The organism is Meridianimarinicoccus marinus (assembly GCF_040689105.1).
Classification (GTDB): Bacteria; Pseudomonadota; Alphaproteobacteria; order Rhodobacterales; family Rhodobacteraceae; genus Meridianimarinicoccus; species Meridianimarinicoccus marinus.
The window spans coordinates 122,308-144,598 of the sequence record NZ_JBFBVU010000009.1 but is presented as its reverse complement, the minus strand read 5'-3'; the positions used below and the strand labels follow the sequence as shown (position 1 = coordinate 144,598).

The window sequence follows — 22,291 nt, the reverse complement described above, 5'->3', positions numbered from 1 at the left end:
CGGGTCCGAACCAACTTGAACACCCGAAATTCCGCGCGCCCGTGCGGGTCAGGAGGCGCAATGGCGCATCAAACCGCCGAGGTCGATTTCCGGACACGGCTGCAAAACTGGATCCCCAAGCTGGTTCTGTCGCCTTCGCTGGCTGCCGTACTGGTGTTCGTCTACGGGTTCATCCTGTTCACCCTGTACCTCAGCTTCACCGATTCCAAGATGCTGCCCAGCTATGACTGGGTGGGCTTCGAGAACTACCGCAAGCTGTGGGGGCTGAGCCATTGGTGGACCGCGATCACCAATCTCGCCATTTTCGCGACCCTTTATATCGTCATCTGCACCGCCATTGGCCTGACACTGGCGATCCTGCTGGATCAGAAGATCCGCGGCGAGGGCATGCTGAGACCGATCTACCTGTATCCCATGGCGCTGAGCTTCATCGTGACCGGTACCGCGTGGAAATGGTTTCTGGATCCCGGCATCGGGCTGGAAAACACCATGCATCTGTGGGGCTGGGAAAGTTTCGAATTCGGTTGGATCAAGGATCGCAACATGGCGATCTACACCATCGTCATCGCTGCCGTCTGGCAGACCAGTGGCTTTGTGATGGCGATGTTCCTGGCCGGGTTGCGTGGCATCGACAACGAGATCCTGAAGGCCGCCCAGATCGACGGCGCGTCGAACTGGAACCTGTATCGCCGGATCGTGATCCCGCTGTTGCGGCCCGCCTTCCTGTCGGCCTTCGTGATCCTCAGCCACCTGGCGATCAAGTCCTATGACCTTGTCATCGCCCTGACCGGCGGCGGACCGGGCCGGGCCACCGAACTGCCCGCGACCTTCATGTATTCCTACACTTTCTCGCGAAACCTGATGGGGGTGGGGGCCTCTAGCGCGGTGATCATGCTGATGACCATCGCCGCGATCATGACGCCCTATCTCTATGCCGAACTGCGGGAGAAACCCTGATGTCTGTTGCCACACAGGAAACCGCCGTCCGCACCGGACGCATCGCCCGAACCTTCATCTACGTGGTGCTGCTGGTCTTTGCCCTGTTCTACCTGCTGCCGTTCTTCGTGATGCTGGTGAACTCGGTCAAACCGCTGAGTGAGATCACCGAAGGCAACATGATGGCCCTGCCGAAGGAATTGACCTTCGCGCCCTGGTCCTCGGCCTGGTCCACGGCGCAGATCGGGGTCGAACCGACCGGCCTGCGGCCGTATTTCCTGAACTCGATCTTCATGGTGGTGCCCGCAGTGCTGATCTGCACCGCCCTTGGAGCGCTGAACGGCTACGTGCTGACCAAATGGCGGTTCCGGGGCGACACTCTGCTGTTCGGCCTGATGCTGTTCTCCTGCTTCATTCCGTTCCAGATCGTACTGATCCCGATGGCGCGGATGCTGGGGATCATGGGGCTGGCCGGGTCCACCGCCGGTCTGGTGCTGGTGCATGTGGTCTATGGTATCGGGTTCTCGACCCTGTATTTCCGCAACTACTATTCCGCCTTCCCGACAGAACTGGTGCGCGCGGCGATGATCGACGGGGCCGGGTTCTTCCAGATCTTCTGGCGGATCATGGTGCCGGTATCCGGTCCGATCACCGTGGTCTGCGTCATCTGGCTTTTCACCAACATCTGGAACGACTTCCTGTTCGGAGCCTCGTTCGCCTCCGGTTCCAAGGCGCCGATGACGGTGGCTTTGAACAACCTCGTGCAATCCTCCACCGGGGTAAAGGAATACAACGTGCATTTTGCCGGAGCGATCCTCGCGGCACTTCCCACGCTTCTCGTCTACATCGTCGCCGGCCGCTATTTCGTGCGTGGCCTGATGGCGGGCTCGGTCAAAGGATAACCCGATGGGCTTTCTCGATATCTCCAACGTCACCAAGGCCTACGGCAACACCGAAGTTCTGCACCATGTGGACATCTCGGTTGAAGAGGGCGAATTCCTTGTGCTGGTCGGCCCGTCGGGCTGCGGCAAGTCCACACTTCTGAACATGATCGCCGGGCTGGAAAGCATCACCTCGGGCGATGTGTCGATCAAGGGGCGGGTGGTCAACGGCGTGCATCCGTCCAAACGCAACATCGCCATGGTGTTCCAGAGCTACGCGCTCTACCCCAACATGACCGTGGGCCAGAACATGACCTTCGGTCTGGAAATGCACGGCGTTCCCAAGGCCGAGCGTGACAAGGCGCTGGCAGACGTGGCCGCGCTTCTGCAGATCACGCCGCTTCTGGATCGCAAGCCGGGGCAGCTTTCGGGCGGTCAGCGTCAGCGGGTGGCCATGGGTCGGGCGCTGGTGCGCAACCCGGATGTGTTCCTGTTCGACGAGCCGCTGTCGAACCTGGATGCCAAGCTGCGCGTCGACATGCGCACCGAGATCAAGAAGCTGCACGAGAAGCTGAAGACCACCATCGTCTATGTGACCCACGACCAGATCGAGGCGATGACCCTCTCGACCCGGATTGCGGTGATGTACAACGGCTATGTGCAACAACTGGGCACCCCGAAAGAGATCTACGACACGCCGACCAACCTGTTTGTCGCGGGCTTCATGGGCAGCCCGTCGATGAACCTGTTGCCGGTCGAGGTCACCATGATCGACGGTGTGCCGCACGCGGTGACCACCGATGCCGATGGCGCGCCGCTGCACCTGCGGCTGCACCAGCAGACCCTGTCGGAATGGGCCGGGCGCAAGATCATCCTTGGCATCCGGCCCGAGGCGATCACCGATCCCGAGGGCGCCGACCGGGCATCCTCGTGCATCATTCCGATGACCAACCGGGTCAGCGTCACCGAACCTGCGGGCTCGGACACTTTCGCGACCATGACGCTGGCTGGGCAGGATTCCATCGCGCGGATGCGGGCCGATGCCTCGGTTGGGCCGGGCGAGATGTTCGAATTCGCCATCAACATGGAAAAGGCCGTGGCTTTCGATCCCGAAACCGAGCGTCGCATCGTGCCATGACCACGCCCGAGGTGATCGTCATCGGATCCGGAATGGGCGGGGCCTCTCTGGCGTCCTCCCTCGCCCCTTCCGGGCGCCGGATCCTGATCCTGGAGCGCGGCGCGCATTTGCGCCCCTGCGCCGAGGATCGGGATCCGGGCGTGATTTTCGGGACAGATCACTTCCGGTCCGGCGAAGGCTGGAAGGATGCGCTGGGTCGCGACTTCTGTCCCGGCAACTACTACATGGTCGGCGGCAATTCGAAGTTCTTTGGCGCCGCGATGTATCGCTTCCGGGCGCAGGATTTCGCGCCGCTGTCGCATCTTGGCGGCACAACGCCGGGCTGGCCCATCGGCTATGACACGCTGGCGCCCTACTATGACCAGGCCGAGGCGTTGTTCCAGGTGCGTGGGGCCGCCGGTGACGACCCGACCGAGCCGCCGCGCAACCGCCCCTATCCGCATCCCCCCGTGCCGGACGAACCGATGATCGCCGATCTGCGCCGCCGCCTGACGGCGCTGGGGCTGCACCCTTCGGCGATCCCGCTGGCGGTGGACATAGACCGCTGGCTGGCCGGCGGGCAAACGCCGTGGGACGGGTTTCCCGAGACCCGCGGCGGCAAGCTGGATGCCGAAACCGCAGCCCTTGCCAAGGCCCTGTCCCATGACAATGTCGCCCTGCGCACCGGATGCCGTGTCCGGCGTTTGCTGGCTGGCGATGGCGGGCGGATCACCGGCATTGAGGTCGACACCCCCGAGGGCCGCGAGACCCTGACCGCTCCGGTCATCGTATTGGCGGCCGGGGCCGTGCAAAGCGCGGCCCTGTTGCTGGGATCGGCAGATGCGGAACATCCGGCGGGGCTGGCCAACCGCTCCGATCAGGTGGGGCGCAACTTCATGAACCACAACTGCTCGGCGGTGCTGGCCCTGCATCCACTGCGCCGCAACCCGTCGATCTACCAGAAGACGCTGGCGCTGAACGATTTCTACTTGACCGGCGGCGAGGACGGTACGCCGCTGGGCAATGTGCAGCTTCTGGGCAAGATCTCGGGCCGGATCCTGACGGCCACCACCAGCCTGCCGCGTCCGCTGGCCCATTGGATCGCGGCCCGTTCCGTCGATTTCTACGCCATGTCCGAAGACCTGCCGAACACGGACAGCCGGGTCACCCTGCGCGATGGGCAGGTGGTGCTGGACTGGAAGCGGTCCAACTGGCCCGCGCATGAGGCCCTGGTGACGCGGCTGAAAACCCTGCTGCGCAAGGCCGGGTTTCCGATCATCCTGTCGCGCGCCTTCGATCGCCGCACGCCGTCGCATCAATGCGGCACGGCGCGTATGGGCGCGGACCCGGACGCCAGCGTCGTCGATCCTTTCGGGCGCAGTCACGATCACCCCAACCTGTTCATCGCCGATGCTTCGGTGCTGCCGACCTCGGCCGCCGTCAACCCGGCGCTGACCATCTCGGCGCTGGCCATGCGCACCGCTGACCACATCCGGGACACAGATCTTGCGGCATAGGGCGACAACCGTGGACAGACGACCGAAATCTCGCGCTCCGGGAGAATGGCCATGACGAAAAGCCATGACTTCATCATCGTCGGCGGTGGCTCGGCCGGCTCGGTTCTGGCGGCGCGGCTGAGCGAAAACGCCGATGCTTCGGTGCTGCTGCTGGAGGCGGGCGGCGGCGACCGGCATCCGCTGTATCACCTGCCGGCGGGCTTTGCGAAGATGACCAAGGGCATCGGGTCATGGGGCTGGAAGACCGTGCCGCAGACGCACATGAAGGGCATGGTCATCCCCTATACGCAGGCCAGGGTGCTGGGCGGCGGCTCCACCATCAACGCCCAGATCTACACCCGTGGCAACGCGCTGGACTATGACGAGTGGCGGCAGATGGGCTGCGACGGCTGGGGCTATGACGACGTGCTGCCCTACTTCCGGCGGTCCGAGGACAACGACACCTACGACAACCGCTTTCACGGCACCGGCGGGCCGCTGGGGGTCAGCCAGCCGGCAGCCCCCCTTCCCATCTGCGAGGCCTATTTCGAGGCCGCCGCAAGTCTTGGCATTCCGCGCAACCACGACATGACCGGCGAAGCCCAGGACGGCGTCGGCTACTATCAGCTGACCCAGCGCAACACCCGGCGCTGTTCGGCCTCCATGGGGTTTCTGACCCCGGCGGTGCGCAAGCGTCCGAACCTGACCATCCGCACCGGCGCCCAGGTGTCGCGCATCGTGGTCGAGGGCGGGCGCGCTATCGGGGTCGAGATCGCGGGCGAAGGGGTGCTGCGCGCCGAGGCCGAGGTGATCCTGTCGTCCGGGGCCATCGGCAGCCCGCGCCTGCTGATGCTGTCGGGGATCGGCCCCGCCGATCATCTGTCGGGTCTGGGCATTCCGGTGGTGTTTGACCAGCCCGAGGTTGGGTCGAACCTGCAGGACCACCTCGACCTGTTCGTGATCGCCGAATGTACCGGGCCGCACACTTATGACCGCTATGCCAAGCCGCATTGGTCGGTGCTGGCGGGGCTACAATACCTGCTGATGCGCAAGGGGCCGGTGGCCTCCAGCCTGTTCGAGACCGGCGGCTTCTGGTACGCCGAGCCCGACGCGCGCTCTCCCGACATCCAGTTCCACCTTGGCCTTGGCTCGGGGATCGAGGCCGGGGTGGCGGCCATGCCCGATGGCGGGGTGACGCTGAACTCGGCCTACCTGCGGCCCCGGTCGCGCGGCACCGTTCGGCTGGCTTCGGCCGATCCGATGGCCGCGCCGCTGATCGATCCGAACTACTGGCAGGATCCGCACGACCGCGAGATGTCGATCCGGGGTCTGAAACTGGCGCAGGAAATCCTGCGGCAGGACGCGCTGAATCCCTTCGTCAAGGCCGAACGTCTGCCCGGCCCCGAGGTGCGCAGCGATCAGGAGTATTTCGATTTCGCCTGCGCCCATTCCAAGACCGACCACCATCCGGCGAGCACCTGCCGCATGGGACCGGACCCGGAGGCGGTGCTGGACACAAGCCTGCGGTTCCGGGGGATCGACGGGCTGCGGGTCGCCGATGCCTCGGTCATGCCGCGGCTGGTGTCGTCGAACACCAATGCGCCGACCATCATGATCGCCGAGAAGGCCGCCGACCTGATCCGGGAGGCGCATGGGATCTGAATGAACCGCAGACCGACCATCGTCGATGTCGCCCGTGCCGCCGGGGTGTCGAAATCCACCGTCAGCCTGGTTCTGCAGAACTCGCCGCTGGTGAAGCCCGATACGCGCGATCTGGTGCGCAAGGCGATGGCCGATCTGGGCTATGTCTACAACCGTGCTGCCGCCAAGCTGCGCCGCTCCAACGCCGGGCTGATCGGGCTGGTCATCAACGACCTTCGCAATCCGTTCTTCTCGGAATTCGCAACGGCGGTGCAGATGGCCCTGTCGGCGCGCGGCTATGTCACCGTGGTCGCCAATACCGACGACGATCCGGCGCTGCAGGCGCAGGTGGTCTCGGCGATGATCGAACACGGGGTGTCGGCGCTGGTGATCTGCCCGGCCTATGGCGGCGAACAGGACACTTTCGACGCGATCCGCCGGTCCGGTCTGCCCTGTCTGCAGGTGCTGCGCCGGGTCGCGCCGCCGGCATCCGGCATCCCGCTGTGTGCGCCGGACTTTCGCGGCGGCACCTGGTCGGCGGTGGATCATCTGGTCGGGCAGGGCGCGCGCCGGATCGCCTTTCTGGGCGGGATCGAGGGCCGCCCGATCACCGAGGAACGCCTGTCGTGCTATCTGGAACGGCTTGAAGTCGCGGGGATGGAGCCGCTGTTTCTGCCCGGCCGCGCCAGCCGGAAGTTCGGCCATGACACCGCCTGCGCATTGGCCGAGACCCATGGCGATGTGGATGCGGTCATGTGTTTCAACGATCTGATCGGTCTGGGCGTTCTCAGCGGTTGCGCGCAGGCGGGCCGCCGGGTCGGGCGCGACCTGCTGGTGGTGGGTTTCGACGACATCGACGAATGCGCCGATGCCTTTCCCAGCCTGTCCTCGGTCCGGACCTTCATATCGGATTTCGGGGCGGGTATCGCCGGCACGGTCCTTGAGTGGCTGGAAAACGACAAGGCACCCGATCCGGAATCCCGCACGCCGGTAGAGCTGATCGTACGCGCCTCAAGCCGGGTGGGCAGGTAGCCGCCCGGTGCAAGTCTGAAACAGGAACGGAACTGCAGTTGTGACGACCGAAATCCCCCAGAGCATTCTGGACGCGCTGACCGATGTGGAGATGCCCCGGCTGGCACCCGAGCCGCCCTTCCCCGTGACCACCGAGATCGACGGACAGCGGTTGCCAACCTATCGCTGTGGCTGTGTCATCGTCGGCAGCGGGGCGGCCGGCCTGCGCGCGGCGGTGGAACTGAAACGGCGTGGCGGCGATGTGGTGGTGGTCAGCCAAAGCGCCTGGGGCGGCACCTCGGCTTGCTCGGGGTCGGACAAACAGACCCTGCACACCGCCAACACCTCGGACCGGGGCGACGACTACAAGGCGATGGCGCGGGCGATCCGGGCCGGTGGCGCGATGGACGAGGACACCGCCTATATCGAAGCGGTGGGGTCGGGCCGGGCCATGGCCTCGCTGCAATACCTCGGGCTGCCGCTGCCGCAGGATGAACTGGGCGGCACCCTGCGCTACCAGACCGATCATGACGAGGTCGGCCGCGCCACCAGCTGCGGGCCGCGCACCTCGCGGCTGATGGTGAAGGTGCTGGCGGAGGAGGCGCTGCGTCTCGGCATCCCGATCTTCAACCAGACCACCGGCTTGCGGCTTTTGACCGACGGCAAGGGGGCGGAACGGCATGTTGCGGGGCTGCTGGCCTTCCGGGGCCGCGATTGCAGCGCAGACAATCCACTTGGCCTGTGCGTGCTCCAAAGCCCGACGGTTGTTCTGGCCGCCGGAGGTCCAGGCGAGCTTTATCGCGACAGCGTCTTTCCCAACGGCTGCTTCGGCTCGCTGGGCATGGCGCTGGAGGCCGGCATCGAGGTCGCCAACATCACCGAGGCGCAATTCGGCATCAGCACCCGGCGCGAGGGCTTTCCGTGGAACCTGTCGGGCACCTATGTGCAGGTGATCCCGCATATCTATTCGGTCGATGACACGGGCGCCGAGCGGCATTTCCTGGGCGACTACTATCGCACCACGCAAGAGATGGCCTCGAACATCTTCCGCAAGGGCTATCAATGGCCGTTCCACGCCACGCGGACGCTGAACTTCGAATCCAGCCTCGTCGATCTGGCGATCTTCCGTGAAACGCAGGCCGGACGGCGGGTGTTCATGGATTTCAACCGCAACCCGCTGCCGGTGCCGGGGGATCTGCCCTTCAGCCTTGCGCGGCTGGACGGTGACGTCAGCACCTATCTGCGCAATGCAGGTGCCGGGCAGGATCTGCCGATCGACCGGCTGCGCCACATGAACCCGCTCGCGATCGAATTGTACCGCCGCTACAAGGTGGATATCGCCGCCGATCCGCTGGAATTCTCGGTCAACAACCAGCACATGAACGGCGGGGTGAAGGTCGATATCTGGGGCCAGAGCAGCCTGCCCGGCGTCTATGCGGTGGGCGAGGCGGCCGGCACCCATGGCGTCACCCGGCCTGGCGGATCGGCCCTGAATGCCGGTCAGGTCTTCGGCACCCGCGTCGGTGAGCATATCGCCGCCAGCGGCAGTGCCCACAACGCCCCCGAGGGTGATATCTCGCGTCCTGTGGCCAAGGCCGTCGCCGCCGTGCGTAGCCTGCGGAACAAGGACAGCACCCTGACCCAACACGCGGTGCGCGACACGGTTCAGGCCCGCATGAGCGACACCGCCGGCATCATCTGTACCCCCGAAACGGTGGCCGGTGCGCGCGCCGATGCCGCCCGCCTGAACACCGAGATTCGGGCGCGGGGGATGACGCTCAGCCGTCCGTCCGAACTGGGCCGGGTGGTGCAATGGCAGCAGATGGCGCTGGTGTCAGAGGCCGTGCTGACGGCGCTGGACCACTACATCGCCAATGGGGGCGGTAGCCGGGGCGCGCGGGCGATCTGCGATGCCGCGGGCGAGGCGCTGCCCGAGGCCCGCCTGGGTCCGCTGGCCGCCTATCGTTTCCGCACCGAGAAGCCCGAACATCAGGCCGAACAGATCGTGGTACGCTGGACCGGAGACGGATTTGACCTGGCCACTCGCCCGAACAGGAGTTTCGACGAGGATGTGAAAGCCTTTTTCGAACGTGACTGGCCAGCCTGGCTGACTGGCGGGATCTACACCGCCGGCGCCCAGAAACCAGCAAAAGGTTGAATTCTGCCTGGGTGCCGGCGCCACCGCTGTCTCGGCTTGCAGCCGTTACGGGGCAATGCTGCCTTCAGAGCCGCAATATGGGGCGGCACCCTTTGACTGCCAACGGTAGACCCGGCGGTCAGGTGACGCAGTCGTCCGGCTTGCGAATTAGCAATAAAACGTTTAATGCGACGGCGCTTATTATCAGGGGTTGGAGTGTCGCAGGCGCGGGCGGGCGATTGCAGCCGAAGACCGGGTCAGGGGCAGGGATTGCCCCGGCATGTGGTTCGTCTAGTCTCGCACTATGTCAATGGCCGGCGCAGGGCGCATTTCAGGAGACATCAGGTGCAGAAAAAACGCGTCAGCATCAAGGAAGTTGCCGAACATGCCGGGGTTTCGGCGGCAACTGTCTCGCTGGTTCTCAACGACAAGGGCAGCATCTCGGACAAGACCCGCAAGCAGGTGCGCAAGTCGGCCAAGGAACTGGGATTCATCCTGAACAAATCCGCGTCGCGCCTGCGGTCTGGCCAGTCACTGTTGATCGGTTTGGTCGTGAACGATATCTCGAACCCATTCTTCGCGGAACTGTCAGCCAATGTGGAAACCGAAGCGGCCAACGCCGGTTACCTGTCGGTCATTGCCAGCACCCAAGACAACGTGGAAACCCAGAAATTCGTGATCGAAACCATGATCGGGCAAGGCGTGGCCGGGCTGATCATTTCATCGGCCACCGGGTCGGACGAGGCGGATTTCGAGGTGATCCGCAAACACGGCATCCCATATGTGTTGTGCGTGCGCGAACTTCCGGGCTATGCGGCCGATTTCATCGGGTTTGACAATTTTCAGGCCGGGGTGATGGCCGGAGAGCATATCCTGGACCGTGGGTATCGGGACATCGCATTCGTGGGCGGCTTTGCCGACAACACCAACCGGATCAGTCGGCGCGAGGGGGTCAAATACGCCATGCGCCGCCGCGATCCCGATCTGGCGCTGGTGCGCGATCTCGTCGGCCCGGCCACCCGGCAATATGGACACGACGCGACGCTGGAACTTCTGGCACAGTCCCCCGATACCTCGGCCATCGTCTGCATCAACGACTATGTCGCCATTGGCGCCTATGCCGCGTTAAAAGAAAAGGGTCGCGAAGTTGGCGCCGATGTGGCCGTGATCGGGTTTGACAACGTGCCAGAATCGGCGGCCTGGAACCCGCCCCTGACGACCGTCGAACTGTTCCCGCGTTCGATCGGCAGCCGCGCGGCCAAGGCGCTGGTCGAGAAGATTCGCGACAACCAGCGCCCGCCGGAGCGGATCTACCTTGCACCGAAACTTGTGGTCCGGGATTCGGCCTGAGCCGCCACGCTGGATTGGCTTGACAAAGTGCGCCACAGTTTGATTAAACGATTTAGTAAATCTGTCTGGGCACACCGTCCGCGATGACAGTCTCAAGGCCGCCGGCACTTGGCGTCAGGGCGCGCAACAGAAACATCGGGGGAGGAGTTTGAAGTGAAACCGTCGACCACCCATGCATTTGCGCTGCGCGGGACGCGGATTGACGCCCCTGTCGATCCAGCCGCACGAAACCGCCGCTCATCCGGTCGATCTGCCGGGGCAGGGCCATTCCAAACACAGGATTTCCCCCATGTATGATCTGCTGAAAGGCATCCGGATCGTGGATTTCACCCATGTCTGGCAAGGCCCGGTCGCAACGCTTCTGCTGGCGGATTTCGGCGCCGATGTGATCAAGATCGAACGTCCGGGCCGTGGCGACTGGTCGCGCGCCTGGGGGCCCTTCGCGGGCGACGTCAGCCTGCCGTTTGCCGGTCTGAACCGCAACAAGCGGTCGATTGTCCTGGACCTGAAGGCCGCGGACGGTCAGACGGCGCTGGACAAGCTGTTGGCCACTGCGGATGTGGTGGTGCATAATTTCCGCCCCGGCGTCGACCGCAAGATGGGCATCGATTTCGAAACCCTGCACCCGCGCTTTCCCAAACTGATCCACGCCTCGGCGTCGGGCTGGGGAGAGGCCGGTCCGGATGCCGAGCGGGGCCGTGCCGGCCACGCCCAGATGGCGGCGGCAGAGGGCGGGCTGTTCTCGGCGGCCGACGGCGACCGCCTGCCGGCACCGCCCACGGTGTCGATGGATCATATCGCCGGGCTGGTGTTGTCCAACGCGATTCTGGCGGCATTGGTCAGTCGCGCGCGCACCGGTCTGGGCACACAGGTTTTCACCGATCTGCACAGCGCCGCGCTGACCGCCCATGTGTGGGACGGGCCGCGCGCGCTGAACCCCACGGCGGCGGATGCGGGCGATGTGAACCTGTCAGTGACCGAAAAGACCCTGCAACACAGCTGGCGCACGGCGGATGGGTTCATCGAGATCTCCCCAGTGTTCACCGACAACCCGGTTCAACTGATCTGCCGCGGGCTCGGCCTGCCGGACCTGACGCAGGATGCGCGCTTTTCCGACCCGCTGGTGCAATATGAAAACCGTGAGGCCTTGCGCGACTTGCTGGCCGCAAGGCTGGTTGAGAAGACAACCGCCGAATGGCTTCCCGCGTTGGAAGAACAAGGCATCCTCTGCGCGCAGGTCCTGAGCCCACAGCAGGCGTTGACCCGGCCCGAGGCGGGCGTGAATGGCATGATTGTCGAGGTGGAACATCCCACCGCCGGCAAGCTCAGCCTCGTGGGCTGCCCGGTTCGCACGACCACCGCGCCGCGCCCGTCGACGCCGCCGCCGATGCAGGGCCAGCACACGGATGAGGTGCTGAAGGAAATCGGCCTGAAATAGGCGCGATCACCGGCGTCGCCGCACACCGGGAAGGACGCTTCCGGGCCTGCGGCTCAGACCAAAACGGCGCGGGACAAGCCGCGCCGTTTCAGCGCGACCAACACTGCCACGAAAGATCTTCCTGTGTATTCACACCATTGACACGACGCGTGCAGCCGACGATTGCTGCCTATTTGCCCCATTTCAGCGCGATGAGATCCAGTTCCCCGGCCAGCGACAGCAGGCGCTCCCTGGTGCGGGCGGTCATGGGTTTCAGCGGATGGCGGATATGGTCGGACTTGATCACACCGCCAGCCATCATCACCGTCTTGGCGGCGCGCAGCCCGCATTGGCGATTCTCGTGGTTGATCAGCGGCAAGCAGAGCTTCCACTGCTCCAGCGCCGCATCGGTGTCTCCGGCGCGGTACCGGGTCACGATCGGGCGGATCTTCTCGGGCTGCAGGGCCGAGGTCATGGTGCCGGTGCATCCGGCGTCCAGATCGGCCAGCAGGGTGGCGGCCTCTTCGCCATCGAAGGGGCCGAGGATGTGATCGCCGCCGGCTTCGATCAGCGCGGCCAGCTTGTCTGCGGCGAAGGGGGTTTCCATCTTGAAGTAGGACACGTTATCGATCTCGCGGGCCATGCGCACCAGCAGCGGCACCGACAGGGTGGCGCCCGAGATCGGGGCGTCCTGCACCACGATCGGAATGGTGACCGCATCCGAGGCCGCCTGGAAATGTTCGAAGATCCCGGCGTCGGGCGGCACCAGCCCGACGCCGTGATAGGGCGCCATCATCATCAGCATTGCTGCGCCCAGGGCCTCGGCCTCGCGGGCGCGGGTGGTGACGATTTCCGTTGCGAAATGGCTGACCGTGACGATGACCGGCACCCGGCCCGCCACATGTTCCAGGCTGGCGCGGGTCAGGGCGGCGCGTTCCTCGTCGGACAGCAGGAACTGTTCGGAATAGTTGGCCAGGATGCAGATCGCGTCGACACCCTGGTCGATCATGCAATCGAGCACGCGGCGCATGCCGTCGATGTCGATGCGGCCGTCGGCATGGAACGGGGTCGGGGCGACGGGAAGGATACCGGTCAGGGGCTGGGTCATGGTTTGGATCTCTTGTCGGGGGAGCAATCAGCGCAGCAAGCCGCGCCGATGCCGGGGAAATGGTCCGCTCGGTGGGATCAGTGGGCGGTGGGCCTCACCACTCGAAGGCCGGGACCACCACGCGCCGTCCAAGGGTGAAGGCATCGGCCACATGACGCATCGGCGACAGATCCATGTCGATGCCGCCCTCGGCCACCAGATCGGCCATTTGCGCATAAAGGCGGGGGTATTCGCCCGCCAAACCGGGCATGGCGTCGTGCTGTTGCCCGTCCACCGTCATCTTTCCGCCGCCGTTTTCCAGAAGCAGAGTGCCCTCATCGGTGACCGCTTCGATATTCCAGACCGGGGTGCCGGGCTCCAGCCAGTCCAGGTTTGCGGTCACCTCGGCACCGCCGGGATGATAGAAGCGGCAGGTGGCGGCGATGGGAGTGTCGCGATTGGCCGGGAAATGCAGCTGCGCCTCGGTCAGATGGATCGGGTCGGGCAGGATCTCGGTCACGATCGACAGGGCGTTGATGCCCGGATCGAAGATGCCCAGCCCGCCCGGATCGAATACCCAGTCCTGTCCCGGATGCCAGTGGCGCACATCTTCCTTCCAGGTCACGGTCAGCTTGCGCAGGGTCTTGCCGGCCAGCCAGGCCTTCGCCGCGGGCACCTTGTCGGCCTGCCGGGAATGCCAGGTGGCATACAGCGAGACCCGATGCGCGCGGGCCAGATCCATCAGCGCATGACATTCCGACAGGGTCGCGCCGGGAGGCTTTTCGAGCATGACATGACGCCCGGCCCGGATTGCCTGCGCGGCATAGTCATAGCGCGGCACTGGTGGCAGGCACAGCGAAACGACGCGGATATCCGGCCGCGCGTCCAGCATCTTGCCAAAATCGGTGAAGGCCTCGACCCCGTCCACGGTGCCGTGGCGCGAGACGGTGGCGGCCAGTTCCCAATCCGCACTACCGGCGATGGCCGGAACATGCTGGTCCACCGCGATCTTTCCAATTCCAACGAGAGCAATCAACATCAATGGGAGTCCTTTCCAACGGGCGCACCGCGGCAGCCCTTGAGAAAATCAAGATCCGCCCCGGTATCGGCGCCTTCCACATGGGCTTGGTGCAGCCATTCATAGCCCCCCGCTGCCGTGGCGTGATCGGGGTGCCATGCCGCCAGCCGGGCGGACAGTTCGGCCTCGGGGATGTCCAGGTGCAGGCGCCGCGCGGCCACGTCCAGCTCGATCATGTCGCCGGTGCGCACCACCGCCAGCGGCCCGCCCGCCGCCGCCTCGGGGGAGGTGTGCAGGATCACCGTGCCATAGGCCGTGCCCGACATGCGCGCGTCCGAGATGCGCACCATGTCGGTGATCCCCTTCTTCAGCACCTTGGGCGGCAGGCCCATGTTGCCGACCTCGGCCATGCCGGGATAACCCTTGGGACCGCAGTTCTTCAGCACCATCACACAGGTCTCGTCGATGTCCAGCGCGTCGTCGTTGATCCGTGCCTTGTAGTCGTCGATATCCTCGAACACCACGGCCCGGCCACGATGGGTCAGCAGATGCGGCGAGGCGGCCGAGGGTTTCACCACCGCCCCCTTGGGCGCCAGATTGCCCTTCAGAACGGCGATACCGCCCTGCGGGGTCAGGGCCTGGTCCAGCGGCAGGATCACGTCCTCGTTCCAGTTGGTGACGTCCTTGACCTCGTTCCAGATGGTGTCTCCCGAGACCGTCAGGGCGTCCTTGTGCAACTGGCCGCCTTCGCCCAGCCGTTTCAGCACCACCGGCAGGCCGCCGGCATAGAAGAACTCTTCCATCAGGTATTTGCCCGAGGGCATCAAGTTGACGATGGTCGCCACGTCGCGGCCGCAGCGGTCCCAGTCGTCAAGGCTCAGGTCGATGCCGACCCGACCGGCGACGGCCAGCAGATGGATTACCGCATTGGTCGATCCGCCGATGGCGCCATTGGTGCGGATCGCGTTCTCGAACGCCTGCCGGGTCATGATGTCGGACGGCTTCAGGTCATCCTTGACCATCTGCACCATGCGCCGCCCGGACAGCTGCGCCATGACACGGCGGCGGCTGTCCACCGCCGGGATCGCGGCATTGCCCGACAGCGCCATGCCAAGCGCCTCGGCCATCGAGGCCATGGTGCTGGCGGTGCCCATGGTGTTGCAGGTGCCGGTCGAGCGGCTCATGGATTGCTCGGCCTCCAGGAAATCTTCCTGGGTCATGTCGCCAGCCTTCACCGCTTCCGAGAACTTCCAAAGGTGGGTGCCCGAGCCGACCCGCTCCCCCCGGAAATAGCCGTTCAGCATCGGCCCGCCGGTCACCACGATCGATGGCAGATCGGTCGAGGCGGCGGCCATCAGCAGCGACGGGGTGGTCTTGTCGCAGCCCACCAGCAGCACGGCGCCGTCGATGGGCTGGCCGCGCATCTGTTCCTCGATGGCCAGCGCGGCCAGGTTGCGGAACATCATCGCGGTGGGCCGAAAAGTGTTTTCCGAGGCCGAGAACACCGGCACCTCGACCGGGAAGCCTCCGGCCTCCCAGATCCCGGCCTTAACCTTTTCGGCCAAGTCGCGCAGATGGCCATTGCAGGGGGTCAGGTCGGACCAGGTGTTCAGGATGCCGATCACCGGACGCCCGTCGAACAGGTCGTGCGGGTAGCCCTGGTTCTTCATCCAGCCCCGGTGATAGATGGTGTCGCGCGAGGTGCCGCCATACCATGACTGGCTGCGCAGCTTGCGGGGCCATTCGGCCGGTTTGAAGGTCATGGATCAGCCCTGCTTGTTCTTGTTGTAAACGTCGAAGATGACGGCGGCCAAAAGCACCAGCCCCTTGATCATCTGCTGATAGTCGATGCCAATGCCCATGATCGACATGCCGTTGTTCAGCACCCCCATCAGGAAGGCGCCGACCACGGCGCCGACGATCTTGCCGACCCCGCCGGACATCGAAGCGCCGCCGATGAACACCGCCGCGATCACGTCCAGTTCCAGCGCGAAACCCGCCTTGGGTGTCGCGGTGTTCAGCCGCGCGGCAAAGACCAGTCCGGCGATGGCAGCCAGGATGCCCATGTTGACGAAGGCCAGGAAGGTCAACCGCTCGGTCTTGATGCCCGACAGCTTGGCGGCCTTCTGGTTGCCGCCCAGGGCATAGACCCGGCGGCCCAGAACCGTCTTTTCGGTCAGGAAGGCGTAGATGATGGTCAGCACGCCCATGGTGATCAGCACGTTGGGCAGACCCCGGAAGGTGGACAGCTTGTACATGATGAAGATCAGCGCCGCGCCGACGATGGCATTGCGGGCAATGAAAAAGCTGCGCGGCTCGTCCATGATGCCATAGGCCCGGTTGCGGGCGCGCTTGCGCATGCCGATCCAGACGATGATGGACGCCGCCACGATACCGGTGCCAAGCGCCAGCACGTTCACCTGCCGGGCGCCGAACAGGGGTGCGAGGCTTTCGCCGATGGCCGCCGGGAAGGCATCCGGAACGAAGCCGTTGGCGATGACCTGGAATTCGCGCGGGAAAGGGCCGACCGACTGGCCTTCCAGCAGCAGCAGCGACAGCCCGCGAAACACCAGCATGCCGGCCAGCGTCACGATGAAGGACGGGATTTTCCAATAGGCCACCCAATAGCCCTGCGCCGCCCCGATCAGACCGCCGCAGACAATGCAGACGGCGATGGCGACCAGAATGGGTATCTCGTGGTTCACGATCATCACGGCGGCCAACGCGCCCACAAACCCCATGACCGAGCCCACCGACAGGTCGATGTTGCCCGACACGATGACGATCAGCATGCCAAGCGCCATGATGATGATATAGCTGTTCTGCAGCAGCAGGTTGGTGATATTCACCGCCCGCAGCAGCGTGCCCTGCGTCATGATCTGGAAGAAGACCATGATGGCGATCAGGGCGAACAGCAGCCCGTATTCGCGCAGGTGCGCCTTCAGGTAATCGGTGACGCTCTTGGTCGGTTCGTTGTCCGTGGTCTCAGCCATAGCCATGCCCCGGTCTCCTTATTCTGTCACGATGAGCGACATGATGCGCTCCTGGCTGGCGTCCTTGGCCGAAAGCTCGCCCACCAGCGCGCCTTCGTTCATGACGTAAATGCGGTCGCACATGCCCAACAGTTCGGGCATCTCGGAGGAAATCATCAGCACGCCTTTGCCCTGCGCGGACAAGTCGTTGATGATCCCGTAGATTTCGAATTTCGCGCCGACGTCGATGCCGCGTGTGGGCTCGTCCAGGATCAGCACATCGGGCTGCGCGAACAGCCATTTCGACAACACGACCTTCTGCTGGTTGCCCCCCGACAGGTTCATCACCCGCTGGAACACGCTGGGGGTGCGGATGTTCATCGCCTTGCGGTACCGCTCGGAGACCTCGGTTTCCTCGTTCTCGTTCAGGATCCCGCCCGAAGATACGCCCGGCAGATTGGCCAGCGTCACGTTGCGCTGGATGGTTTCCTCAAGGATCAGGCCCAGGCTCTTGCGGTCCTCGGTGACATAGGCCAGCCCGGCCGCAATCGCCTTTGGCACGTCCGAGACGTCGGCCCTTTCGCCACGGATCCTGACCTCGCCGCTGATGTTGCGGCCATAGGACTGGCCGAACAGACTCATCGCCAGTTCGGTGCGGCCTGCGCCCATCAGCCCGGCGATGCCGACGACCTCGCCGGCGCGCACATTATAGGTGGCATCGCGGATGACCTGACGCTCGCTGTGTTCGGGGTGCCAGACGTTCCAGTTGGAAACCTCCATCAGCAACTCGCCCGCGCGCCGCTCCCGCTCGGGATAGCGGTGTGCCATGTCGCGGCCCACCATGTCGCGCACGATGGCGGCTTCGGTGATCGGCTGGGCCTTGGCATCCATGGTCGACACCGTGGTGCCGTCGCGGATCACCGTCACGCTGTCGGCAACCCGGCGCACCTCGTTCAGCTTGTGGCTGATGATGATGCAGGTCACGCCCTCGGCCTTCAGTTCCAGCATCAGGTCCAGCAGCGCCTGGCTGTCGGATTCCGACAGTGCCGCCGTCGGTTCGTCGAGAATCAGCAGCCGGACTTCCTTGGACAGTGCCTTGGCAATCTCGACCAGTTGCTGTTTGCCGACGCCCAGTTTGTCGACCAGTGTCGAGGGCGCCTCTTTCAGCCCGACCTTGCGAAGCAGCTTTTCGGTCTGCTGAAAGGTGGACTGCCAGTTGATGATGCCGCCGCGCGCCTGCTCGTTGCCCAGAAACAGGTTCTCGGCGATGGACAGCAGCGGCACCAGCGCCAGTTCCTGGTGGATGATGATGATGCCTTGCCGTTCGCTGTCCGCGATGTCGCGGAACTGCGCCAGCTTGCCGTCATAGTGAATTTCGCCGTCATAGCTGCCCGCCGGATAGACCCCGGAGAGCACCTTCATCAGTGTCGATTTGCCGGCACCGTTTTCGCCGACCAGCGCGTGAATCTCGCCTTCGCGGACGATCAGCTCGACCTCATCCAGCGCCTTGACGCCCGGAAAGGTCTTGGTGATCGAACGCATTTCCAGAAGCGCAGACATGCCCAATCCTCATCTGTCATCGCGACCTGCCCGAAGCAGTGTCCGGGCAGGTCGGAAATTGCCCGTCGGGCTTACTGGATCTGGTCCATGGTGTAGTAGCCGGAGTCGATCAGACGCTCTTCCCAGTTGGCCGCGGTCACCGGCAGCGGTTCCAGCAGGTAGGAGGGCACCACCTTGACGCCGTTGTCATAGGTCGAGGTGTCGTTGATCTCGGGCTCGCCGCCTGCCAGCAGCGCATCGGCCATGCCCACGGTCACACCGGCCAGCGACCGGGTGTCCTTGAAGATGGTCGAATACTGCTCGCCGGCCAGGATCGACTTGACCGAGGGCACCTCGGCGTCCTGACCGGTCACGATCGGCATTGGCTGATCGCCCGAGCCATAGCCGACGCCCTTCAGCGACGACAGGATGCCGATGGACAGCCCGTCATAGGGCGACAGCACCCCGTGCACGGTCTGGTCGGTGTAATGCGCGGACAGCAGGTTATCCATGCGCGCCTGCGCGACCGAGCCGTCCCAGCGCAGCGTGCCGACGGTGTCCATGCCCATCTGGCCCGACACGATGTTGATCGACCCGTCGTCGATCAGCGGCTGGATGACGCTCATCGCGCCGTTGTAGAAGAAATAGGCGTTGTTGTCGTCGGGCGAGCCGCCGAAGAGTTCCACGTTCCACGGCTTTTGATCGCCGAAGCGTTCGTTCAGCCCGTTGACCAGGTTGGTGGCCTGCAGCACGCCGACCTTGAAGTTGTCGAAAGTGGCGTAATAGTCGACGTTGCCGCTGTCACGGATCAGGCGGTCATAGGCGATGACCTTGATGCCCGAGGCGGCGGCGTTTTCCAGCGCATTCGACAGGGTGGTGCCATCGATGGCGGCAATCACCAGAACATCGACGCCCTTGGTGATCATGTTCTCGATCTGGGCAAGCTGGTTGGGAATATCGTCTTCGGCATACTGCAGATCGGTCTCATAGCCGGCCGCGGTAAATTGCTCGACCATCGAGTTGCCGTCGGAAATCCAGCGCGCCGAGGATTTTGTCGGCATCGCGATGCCCACGGTGCCTTCGGCATATGCCCCGCCGGCAAGCAGGACGACAGCACCGGCCGAAGCCAGGAGCGATTTGAAAGTCATGTTGTTCCTCCACATGTTGCGCCTGTTGTTCTTGTGTCGGCGCGGTCTCCCTCGAACCTTCACGAGGCCCGTTGGGGCAGCTAACAGCCCGTTGACATAGCAATCAATTCGTATTCTCTGCGATCTGCATATCAATTCTGTTATACGGTCGCCCATGGACATCGCCCATCGCCTGAAGCCGAACCAGTTGCGCCTGCTGCTGACCATCGCCGAAACCGGACAGTTGCAACTGGCGGCCAACCGGATCTCGGTGTCGCAGCCCGCGGCCTCGCGCATTCTGGCGGATGTGGAAAAGCTGATGGGGGGCGATCTGTTCACCCGGCACCCCAAGGGGATGGAGGCCACGCCGCTGGGCGCCATCTGCATTCGCCACGCCAAGGTGATCCTGGAAGAGATGGACGAACTGGCCGCGGATGCCCAGCGGTTCAACGAGGGCAAGATCGGTCATGTGCGCGTGGGCACCGTCACCGGCCCAGCCGTTGGCACGCTGATGCCGGCCATCCAGAAGGTGAAGGCCGAAGCTTCCGACATCGAGATGACGATCGAGGTCGGCCCGTCAACCGAACTGGTCCGGGGCCTGATCGCGGGCCGGTTTGACTTCATTATCTCGCGGCTGCCGTCGGGCTATGACAGCCGCGATTTCCGCCTGCATCCCGCCCGCAGCGAGGAAGTGACCTTCCTGGTCCGGGCCTCGCATCCGCTGGCGTCCCGGCGCGGGGTTCCGTTGACCGACCTGCTGGACAGCGAATGGGTGGTGCAGGTGCTGGGCTCGCCGATCCGCGAGGCGGTCGATTCCGCCTTCCTGACCCAAGACCTGCCCGCGCCGTCCCGCGTGACCAACACCGCGTCCTTGCTGGTGGCGCTGTCCATGGTGCAGGCCTCGGACATCATCGCGCCGCTGTCGCGCGAGGTCGCCACGATGCTGTGTGCAGGCCGCCTGAACGCCGATGTGGTCACGCTGGACCTGGCCACGCCCATAACCGTGTCGCCCTGTTTCGTCATTCAGAACCGGGAGCAGCCGGTGACCCGCGCCGCCGAGAAGGTGTTTTCGGCAGTGTTCGAGTTTCTCTGACGCGCGCGTGTCGGGGCGCTCAGGGCCGGGCGATGGCCTTGACCTCGCAGAAATCGGCGATGCCGTGGAAGCCGCCCTCGCGCCCGTTGCCCGACTGCTTGTAGCCGCCGAAGGGCGATCCCTGGCCCAAACCCGCGCCATTGATGAACACGGTGCCGGCGCGCAAGTCGCGCGCCACGGCCATCGCCCGGTCGGGATCGGCCGATTGCACATAGGCCGACAGGCCGTACGGCGTATCATTGGCCATCGCGATGGCCTCGGCCTCGCTGTCATAGGGGATCAGGGCGATAACCGGGCCGAAGATTTCCTCACGTGCGATGGCCATGTCGTTGCCGACGTCGCCAAAGACCGTGGGCCGCACGAAATAGCCTTCTTCCAGCCCCTCGGGTTTGCCGGGGCCGCCGGCCAGCAGGGTTGCGCCTTCGGCGATGCCCTTGGCGATCATTGCCTGCACCCGGTCGAATTGCATATCCGAGGCCAGCGGCCCGATGTGACGCCCGGATTGCGCCGGGTCACCGACGGGCGTCGTGCGGGCGGTGTCGGCGGCGATCTCGGCGGCCTTCGCATAGAGCGCGCGGGGCACCAGCATCCGGGTCGGCGCGTTGCAGCTTTGCCCGCTGTTGTTGAAGCACTGACGCACCCCGCGACGCACGGCACTTTCCAGATCCACATCGTCGAGCAGGATGTTGGGAGATTTGCCGCCCAGTTCCAGCGTCACCCGCTTGATGGTCGCGGCGGCGGTGCGGCCAACCTCGATCCCGGCGCGGGTCGATCCGGTGAAGGACACCATGTCAACATGCGGATGGCGGCTCAGTTCTGCCCCCACCGTCGGGCCGTCGCCGTTGACCAGGTTGAAGACCCCGGCGGGCACCCCGGCCTCGTCCAGGATCTCGGCAAACAGCAACGCCGACAGCGGTGTCAGTTCCGAGGGCTTCAGCACCATGGTGCACCCCGCCGCCAGCGCCGGAAGGACCTTCAGCGCGATCTGGTTGGCGGGCCAGTTCCACGGCGTGATCAGCGCGCAAACGCCAATGGGCTCATGGCGCAGCAGGTCGCCCGCCGGGTTGGGTTCTTCGAAGGCGAACTGCTTCAGGGCGGCAACGACGCCGTCCAGATGGCCCAGCCCGGCCTGCGCCTGCGACCGGCGGCTGAGATCGATGGGCGCGCCCATCTCGGCGCTGATGGTTTCAGCCATCTCGTCGTAGCGCGCTTCATACCGGCCACGGATCGCGGCCAGAAGGTCCAGACGTTCGGCAAGGGTGCTGCGCGCAAAGCCGGGAAAGGCGGCGCGGGCGGCGGTGACGGCGGTGTCCACATCCGCCGCATTTCCCAAGGCCACCGTGGCGATCGGGCGGGCTGTGGCGGGATTGATGACCGGCAGAGTGTCGCGGCCCTGCGGCGCCACCCATGTGCCGTTGATGTAGAAGCGGTCGGTATGCAGTTTGGTCATCGCTGTCCTCGTGTCCCCT

Annotated in this window: 17 protein-coding genes; 10 read left to right on the top strand and 7 right to left on the bottom strand. The window is 64.7% G+C overall.

Going from position 1 to position 22,291, the window contains the following annotated elements; translation table 11 throughout:
• Positions 1 to 60 precede the first annotated feature (60 nt).
• From AB0T83_RS09445 to AB0T83_RS09405, 9 genes are all read left to right on the top strand, one after another.
• On the top strand, positions 61 to 957 hold the full coding sequence (locus AB0T83_RS09445; RefSeq protein ID WP_366192789.1) for a carbohydrate ABC transporter permease: 897 nt from the start codon (positions 61 to 63) through the stop codon (positions 955 to 957).
• Positions 957 to 1,838, top strand: coding sequence for a carbohydrate ABC transporter permease (locus tag AB0T83_RS09440; RefSeq protein WP_366192788.1), 882 nt, complete (start codon positions 957 to 959; stop codon positions 1,836 to 1,838). The genes AB0T83_RS09445 and AB0T83_RS09440 overlap by 1 nt, the downstream gene beginning before the upstream one ends.
• 4 nt (positions 1,839 to 1,842) lie before the next feature.
• A complete protein-coding gene (locus AB0T83_RS09435) occupies positions 1,843 to 2,955 on the top strand; it encodes an ABC transporter ATP-binding protein (protein ID WP_366192787.1) in 1,113 nt (370 codons plus the stop codon).
• Positions 2,952 to 4,451, top strand: a complete 1,500-nt coding sequence (locus AB0T83_RS09430; RefSeq protein ID WP_366192786.1) for an FAD-dependent oxidoreductase — start codon at positions 2,952 to 2,954, stop codon at positions 4,449 to 4,451. Before AB0T83_RS09435 ends, AB0T83_RS09430 begins: the two co-directional genes overlap by 4 nt.
• A 51-nt stretch (positions 4,452 to 4,502) precedes the next feature.
• Complete coding sequence (locus AB0T83_RS09425) at positions 4,503 to 6,092, top strand: GMC family oxidoreductase (protein ID WP_366192785.1); 1,590 nt, start codon at positions 4,503 to 4,505, stop codon at positions 6,090 to 6,092.
• Positions 6,093 to 7,103 carry a LacI family DNA-binding transcriptional regulator gene (locus AB0T83_RS09420; RefSeq protein ID WP_366192784.1) on the top strand — a complete coding sequence of 337 codons (1,011 nt, stop codon included), beginning with the start codon at positions 6,093 to 6,095 and terminating at the stop codon, positions 7,101 to 7,103. It begins immediately after the preceding gene.
• A gap of 40 nt (positions 7,104 to 7,143) precedes the next feature.
• Positions 7,144 to 9,240: an FAD-binding protein gene (locus AB0T83_RS09415; RefSeq protein ID WP_366192783.1), complete on the top strand. Its 2,097-nt coding sequence runs from the start codon at positions 7,144 to 7,146 to the stop codon at positions 9,238 to 9,240.
• A gap of 324 nt (positions 9,241 to 9,564) precedes the next feature.
• A complete protein-coding gene (locus tag AB0T83_RS09410; protein WP_366192782.1) occupies positions 9,565 to 10,569 on the top strand; it encodes a LacI family DNA-binding transcriptional regulator in 1,005 nt (334 codons plus the stop codon).
• 172 nt (positions 10,570 to 10,741) lie between these two features.
• Positions 10,742 to 12,007 (top strand): CaiB/BaiF CoA transferase family protein, encoded by a 1,266-nt coding sequence (locus AB0T83_RS09405; RefSeq protein ID WP_366192781.1) that lies wholly within the window; start codon positions 10,742 to 10,744, stop codon positions 12,005 to 12,007.
• 169 nt (positions 12,008 to 12,176) lie between these two features.
• Here AB0T83_RS09405 and AB0T83_RS09400 read toward each other — a convergent pair whose 3' ends face one another.
• From AB0T83_RS09400 to chvE, 6 genes are all read right to left on the bottom strand, one after another.
• Positions 12,177 to 13,094: a dihydrodipicolinate synthase family protein gene (locus AB0T83_RS09400; RefSeq protein WP_366192780.1), complete on the bottom strand. Its 918-nt coding sequence runs from the start codon at positions 13,092 to 13,094 to the stop codon at positions 12,177 to 12,179.
• A 94-nt stretch (positions 13,095 to 13,188) separates the two neighbouring features.
• On the bottom strand, positions 13,189 to 14,112 hold the full coding sequence (locus AB0T83_RS09395; protein ID WP_366192779.1) for a Gfo/Idh/MocA family protein: 924 nt from the start codon (positions 14,110 to 14,112) through the stop codon (positions 13,189 to 13,191).
• Positions 14,112 to 15,854: an L-arabinonate dehydratase gene (gene araD, locus AB0T83_RS09390; protein ID WP_366192778.1), complete on the bottom strand. Its 1,743-nt coding sequence runs from the start codon at positions 15,852 to 15,854 to the stop codon at positions 14,112 to 14,114. The genes AB0T83_RS09395 and araD overlap by 1 nt, the downstream gene beginning before the upstream one ends.
• Before the next feature lie 3 nt (positions 15,855 to 15,857).
• Positions 15,858 to 17,090: a multiple monosaccharide ABC transporter permease gene (mmsB, locus tag AB0T83_RS09385; RefSeq protein ID WP_366192777.1), complete on the bottom strand. Its 1,233-nt coding sequence runs from the start codon at positions 17,088 to 17,090 to the stop codon at positions 15,858 to 15,860.
• A 12-nt stretch (positions 17,091 to 17,102) separates the two neighbouring features.
• On the bottom strand, positions 17,103 to 18,623 hold the full coding sequence (gene mmsA, locus AB0T83_RS09380; RefSeq protein ID WP_366192776.1) for a multiple monosaccharide ABC transporter ATP-binding protein: 1,521 nt from the start codon (positions 18,621 to 18,623) through the stop codon (positions 17,103 to 17,105).
• Positions 18,624 to 18,694: 71 nt separating this feature from the next.
• A complete protein-coding gene (gene chvE / locus AB0T83_RS09375; RefSeq protein ID WP_366192775.1) occupies positions 18,695 to 19,750 on the bottom strand; it encodes a multiple monosaccharide ABC transporter substrate-binding protein in 1,056 nt (351 codons plus the stop codon).
• Between the two features lie 154 nt (positions 19,751 to 19,904).
• Between chvE and AB0T83_RS09370 the strand changes: the two genes are divergently transcribed.
• Positions 19,905 to 20,822, top strand: a complete 918-nt coding sequence (locus tag AB0T83_RS09370; RefSeq protein WP_366192774.1) for a LysR family transcriptional regulator — start codon at positions 19,905 to 19,907, stop codon at positions 20,820 to 20,822.
• Positions 20,823 to 20,841: 19 nt separating this feature from the next.
• Here the strand turns inward: AB0T83_RS09370 and AB0T83_RS09365 are convergent, their stop codons facing one another.
• Positions 20,842 to 22,272, bottom strand: a complete 1,431-nt coding sequence (locus AB0T83_RS09365; protein WP_366192773.1) for an aldehyde dehydrogenase family protein — start codon at positions 22,270 to 22,272, stop codon at positions 20,842 to 20,844.
• Between the last annotated feature and the right edge of the window lie 19 nt (positions 22,273 to 22,291).

Excerpts from the sequence above, each read along its gene's own strand:
- AB0T83_RS09430 (WP_366192786.1), top strand. The coding sequence starts at position 2,952 with ATGACCACGCCCGAGGTGATCGTCATCGGATCCGGAATGGGCGGGGCC.
- AB0T83_RS09365 (WP_366192773.1), bottom strand. The coding sequence starts at position 22,272 with ATGACCAAACTGCATACCGACCGCTTCTACATCAACGGCACATGGGTG.
- mmsB (WP_366192777.1), bottom strand. The coding sequence starts at position 17,090 with ATGGCTATGGCTGAGACCACGGACAACGAACCGACCAAGAGCGTCACC.
- chvE (WP_366192775.1), bottom strand. The coding sequence starts at position 19,750 with ATGACTTTCAAATCGCTCCTGGCTTCGGCCGGTGCTGTCGTCCTGCTT.
- AB0T83_RS09420 (WP_366192784.1), top strand. The coding sequence starts at position 6,093 with ATGAACCGCAGACCGACCATCGTCGATGTCGCCCGTGCCGCCGGGGTG.
- AB0T83_RS09395 (WP_366192779.1), bottom strand. The coding sequence starts at position 14,112 with ATGTTGATTGCTCTCGTTGGAATTGGAAAGATCGCGGTGGACCAGCAT.
- AB0T83_RS09445 (WP_366192789.1), top strand. The coding sequence starts at position 61 with ATGGCGCATCAAACCGCCGAGGTCGATTTCCGGACACGGCTGCAAAAC.
- AB0T83_RS09405 (WP_366192781.1), top strand. The coding sequence starts at position 10,742 with ATGCATTTGCGCTGCGCGGGACGCGGATTGACGCCCCTGTCGATCCAG.
- AB0T83_RS09370 (WP_366192774.1), top strand. The coding sequence starts at position 19,905 with ATGGACATCGCCCATCGCCTGAAGCCGAACCAGTTGCGCCTGCTGCTG.
- mmsA (WP_366192776.1), bottom strand. The coding sequence starts at position 18,623 with ATGTCTGCGCTTCTGGAAATGCGTTCGATCACCAAGACCTTTCCGGGC.
- araD (WP_366192778.1), bottom strand. The coding sequence starts at position 15,854 with ATGACCTTCAAACCGGCCGAATGGCCCCGCAAGCTGCGCAGCCAGTCA.
- AB0T83_RS09440 (WP_366192788.1), top strand. The coding sequence starts at position 957 with ATGTCTGTTGCCACACAGGAAACCGCCGTCCGCACCGGACGCATCGCC.
- AB0T83_RS09435 (WP_366192787.1), top strand. The coding sequence starts at position 1,843 with ATGGGCTTTCTCGATATCTCCAACGTCACCAAGGCCTACGGCAACACC.
- AB0T83_RS09400 (WP_366192780.1), bottom strand. The coding sequence starts at position 13,094 with ATGACCCAGCCCCTGACCGGTATCCTTCCCGTCGCCCCGACCCCGTTC.
- AB0T83_RS09425 (WP_366192785.1), top strand. The coding sequence starts at position 4,503 with ATGACGAAAAGCCATGACTTCATCATCGTCGGCGGTGGCTCGGCCGGC.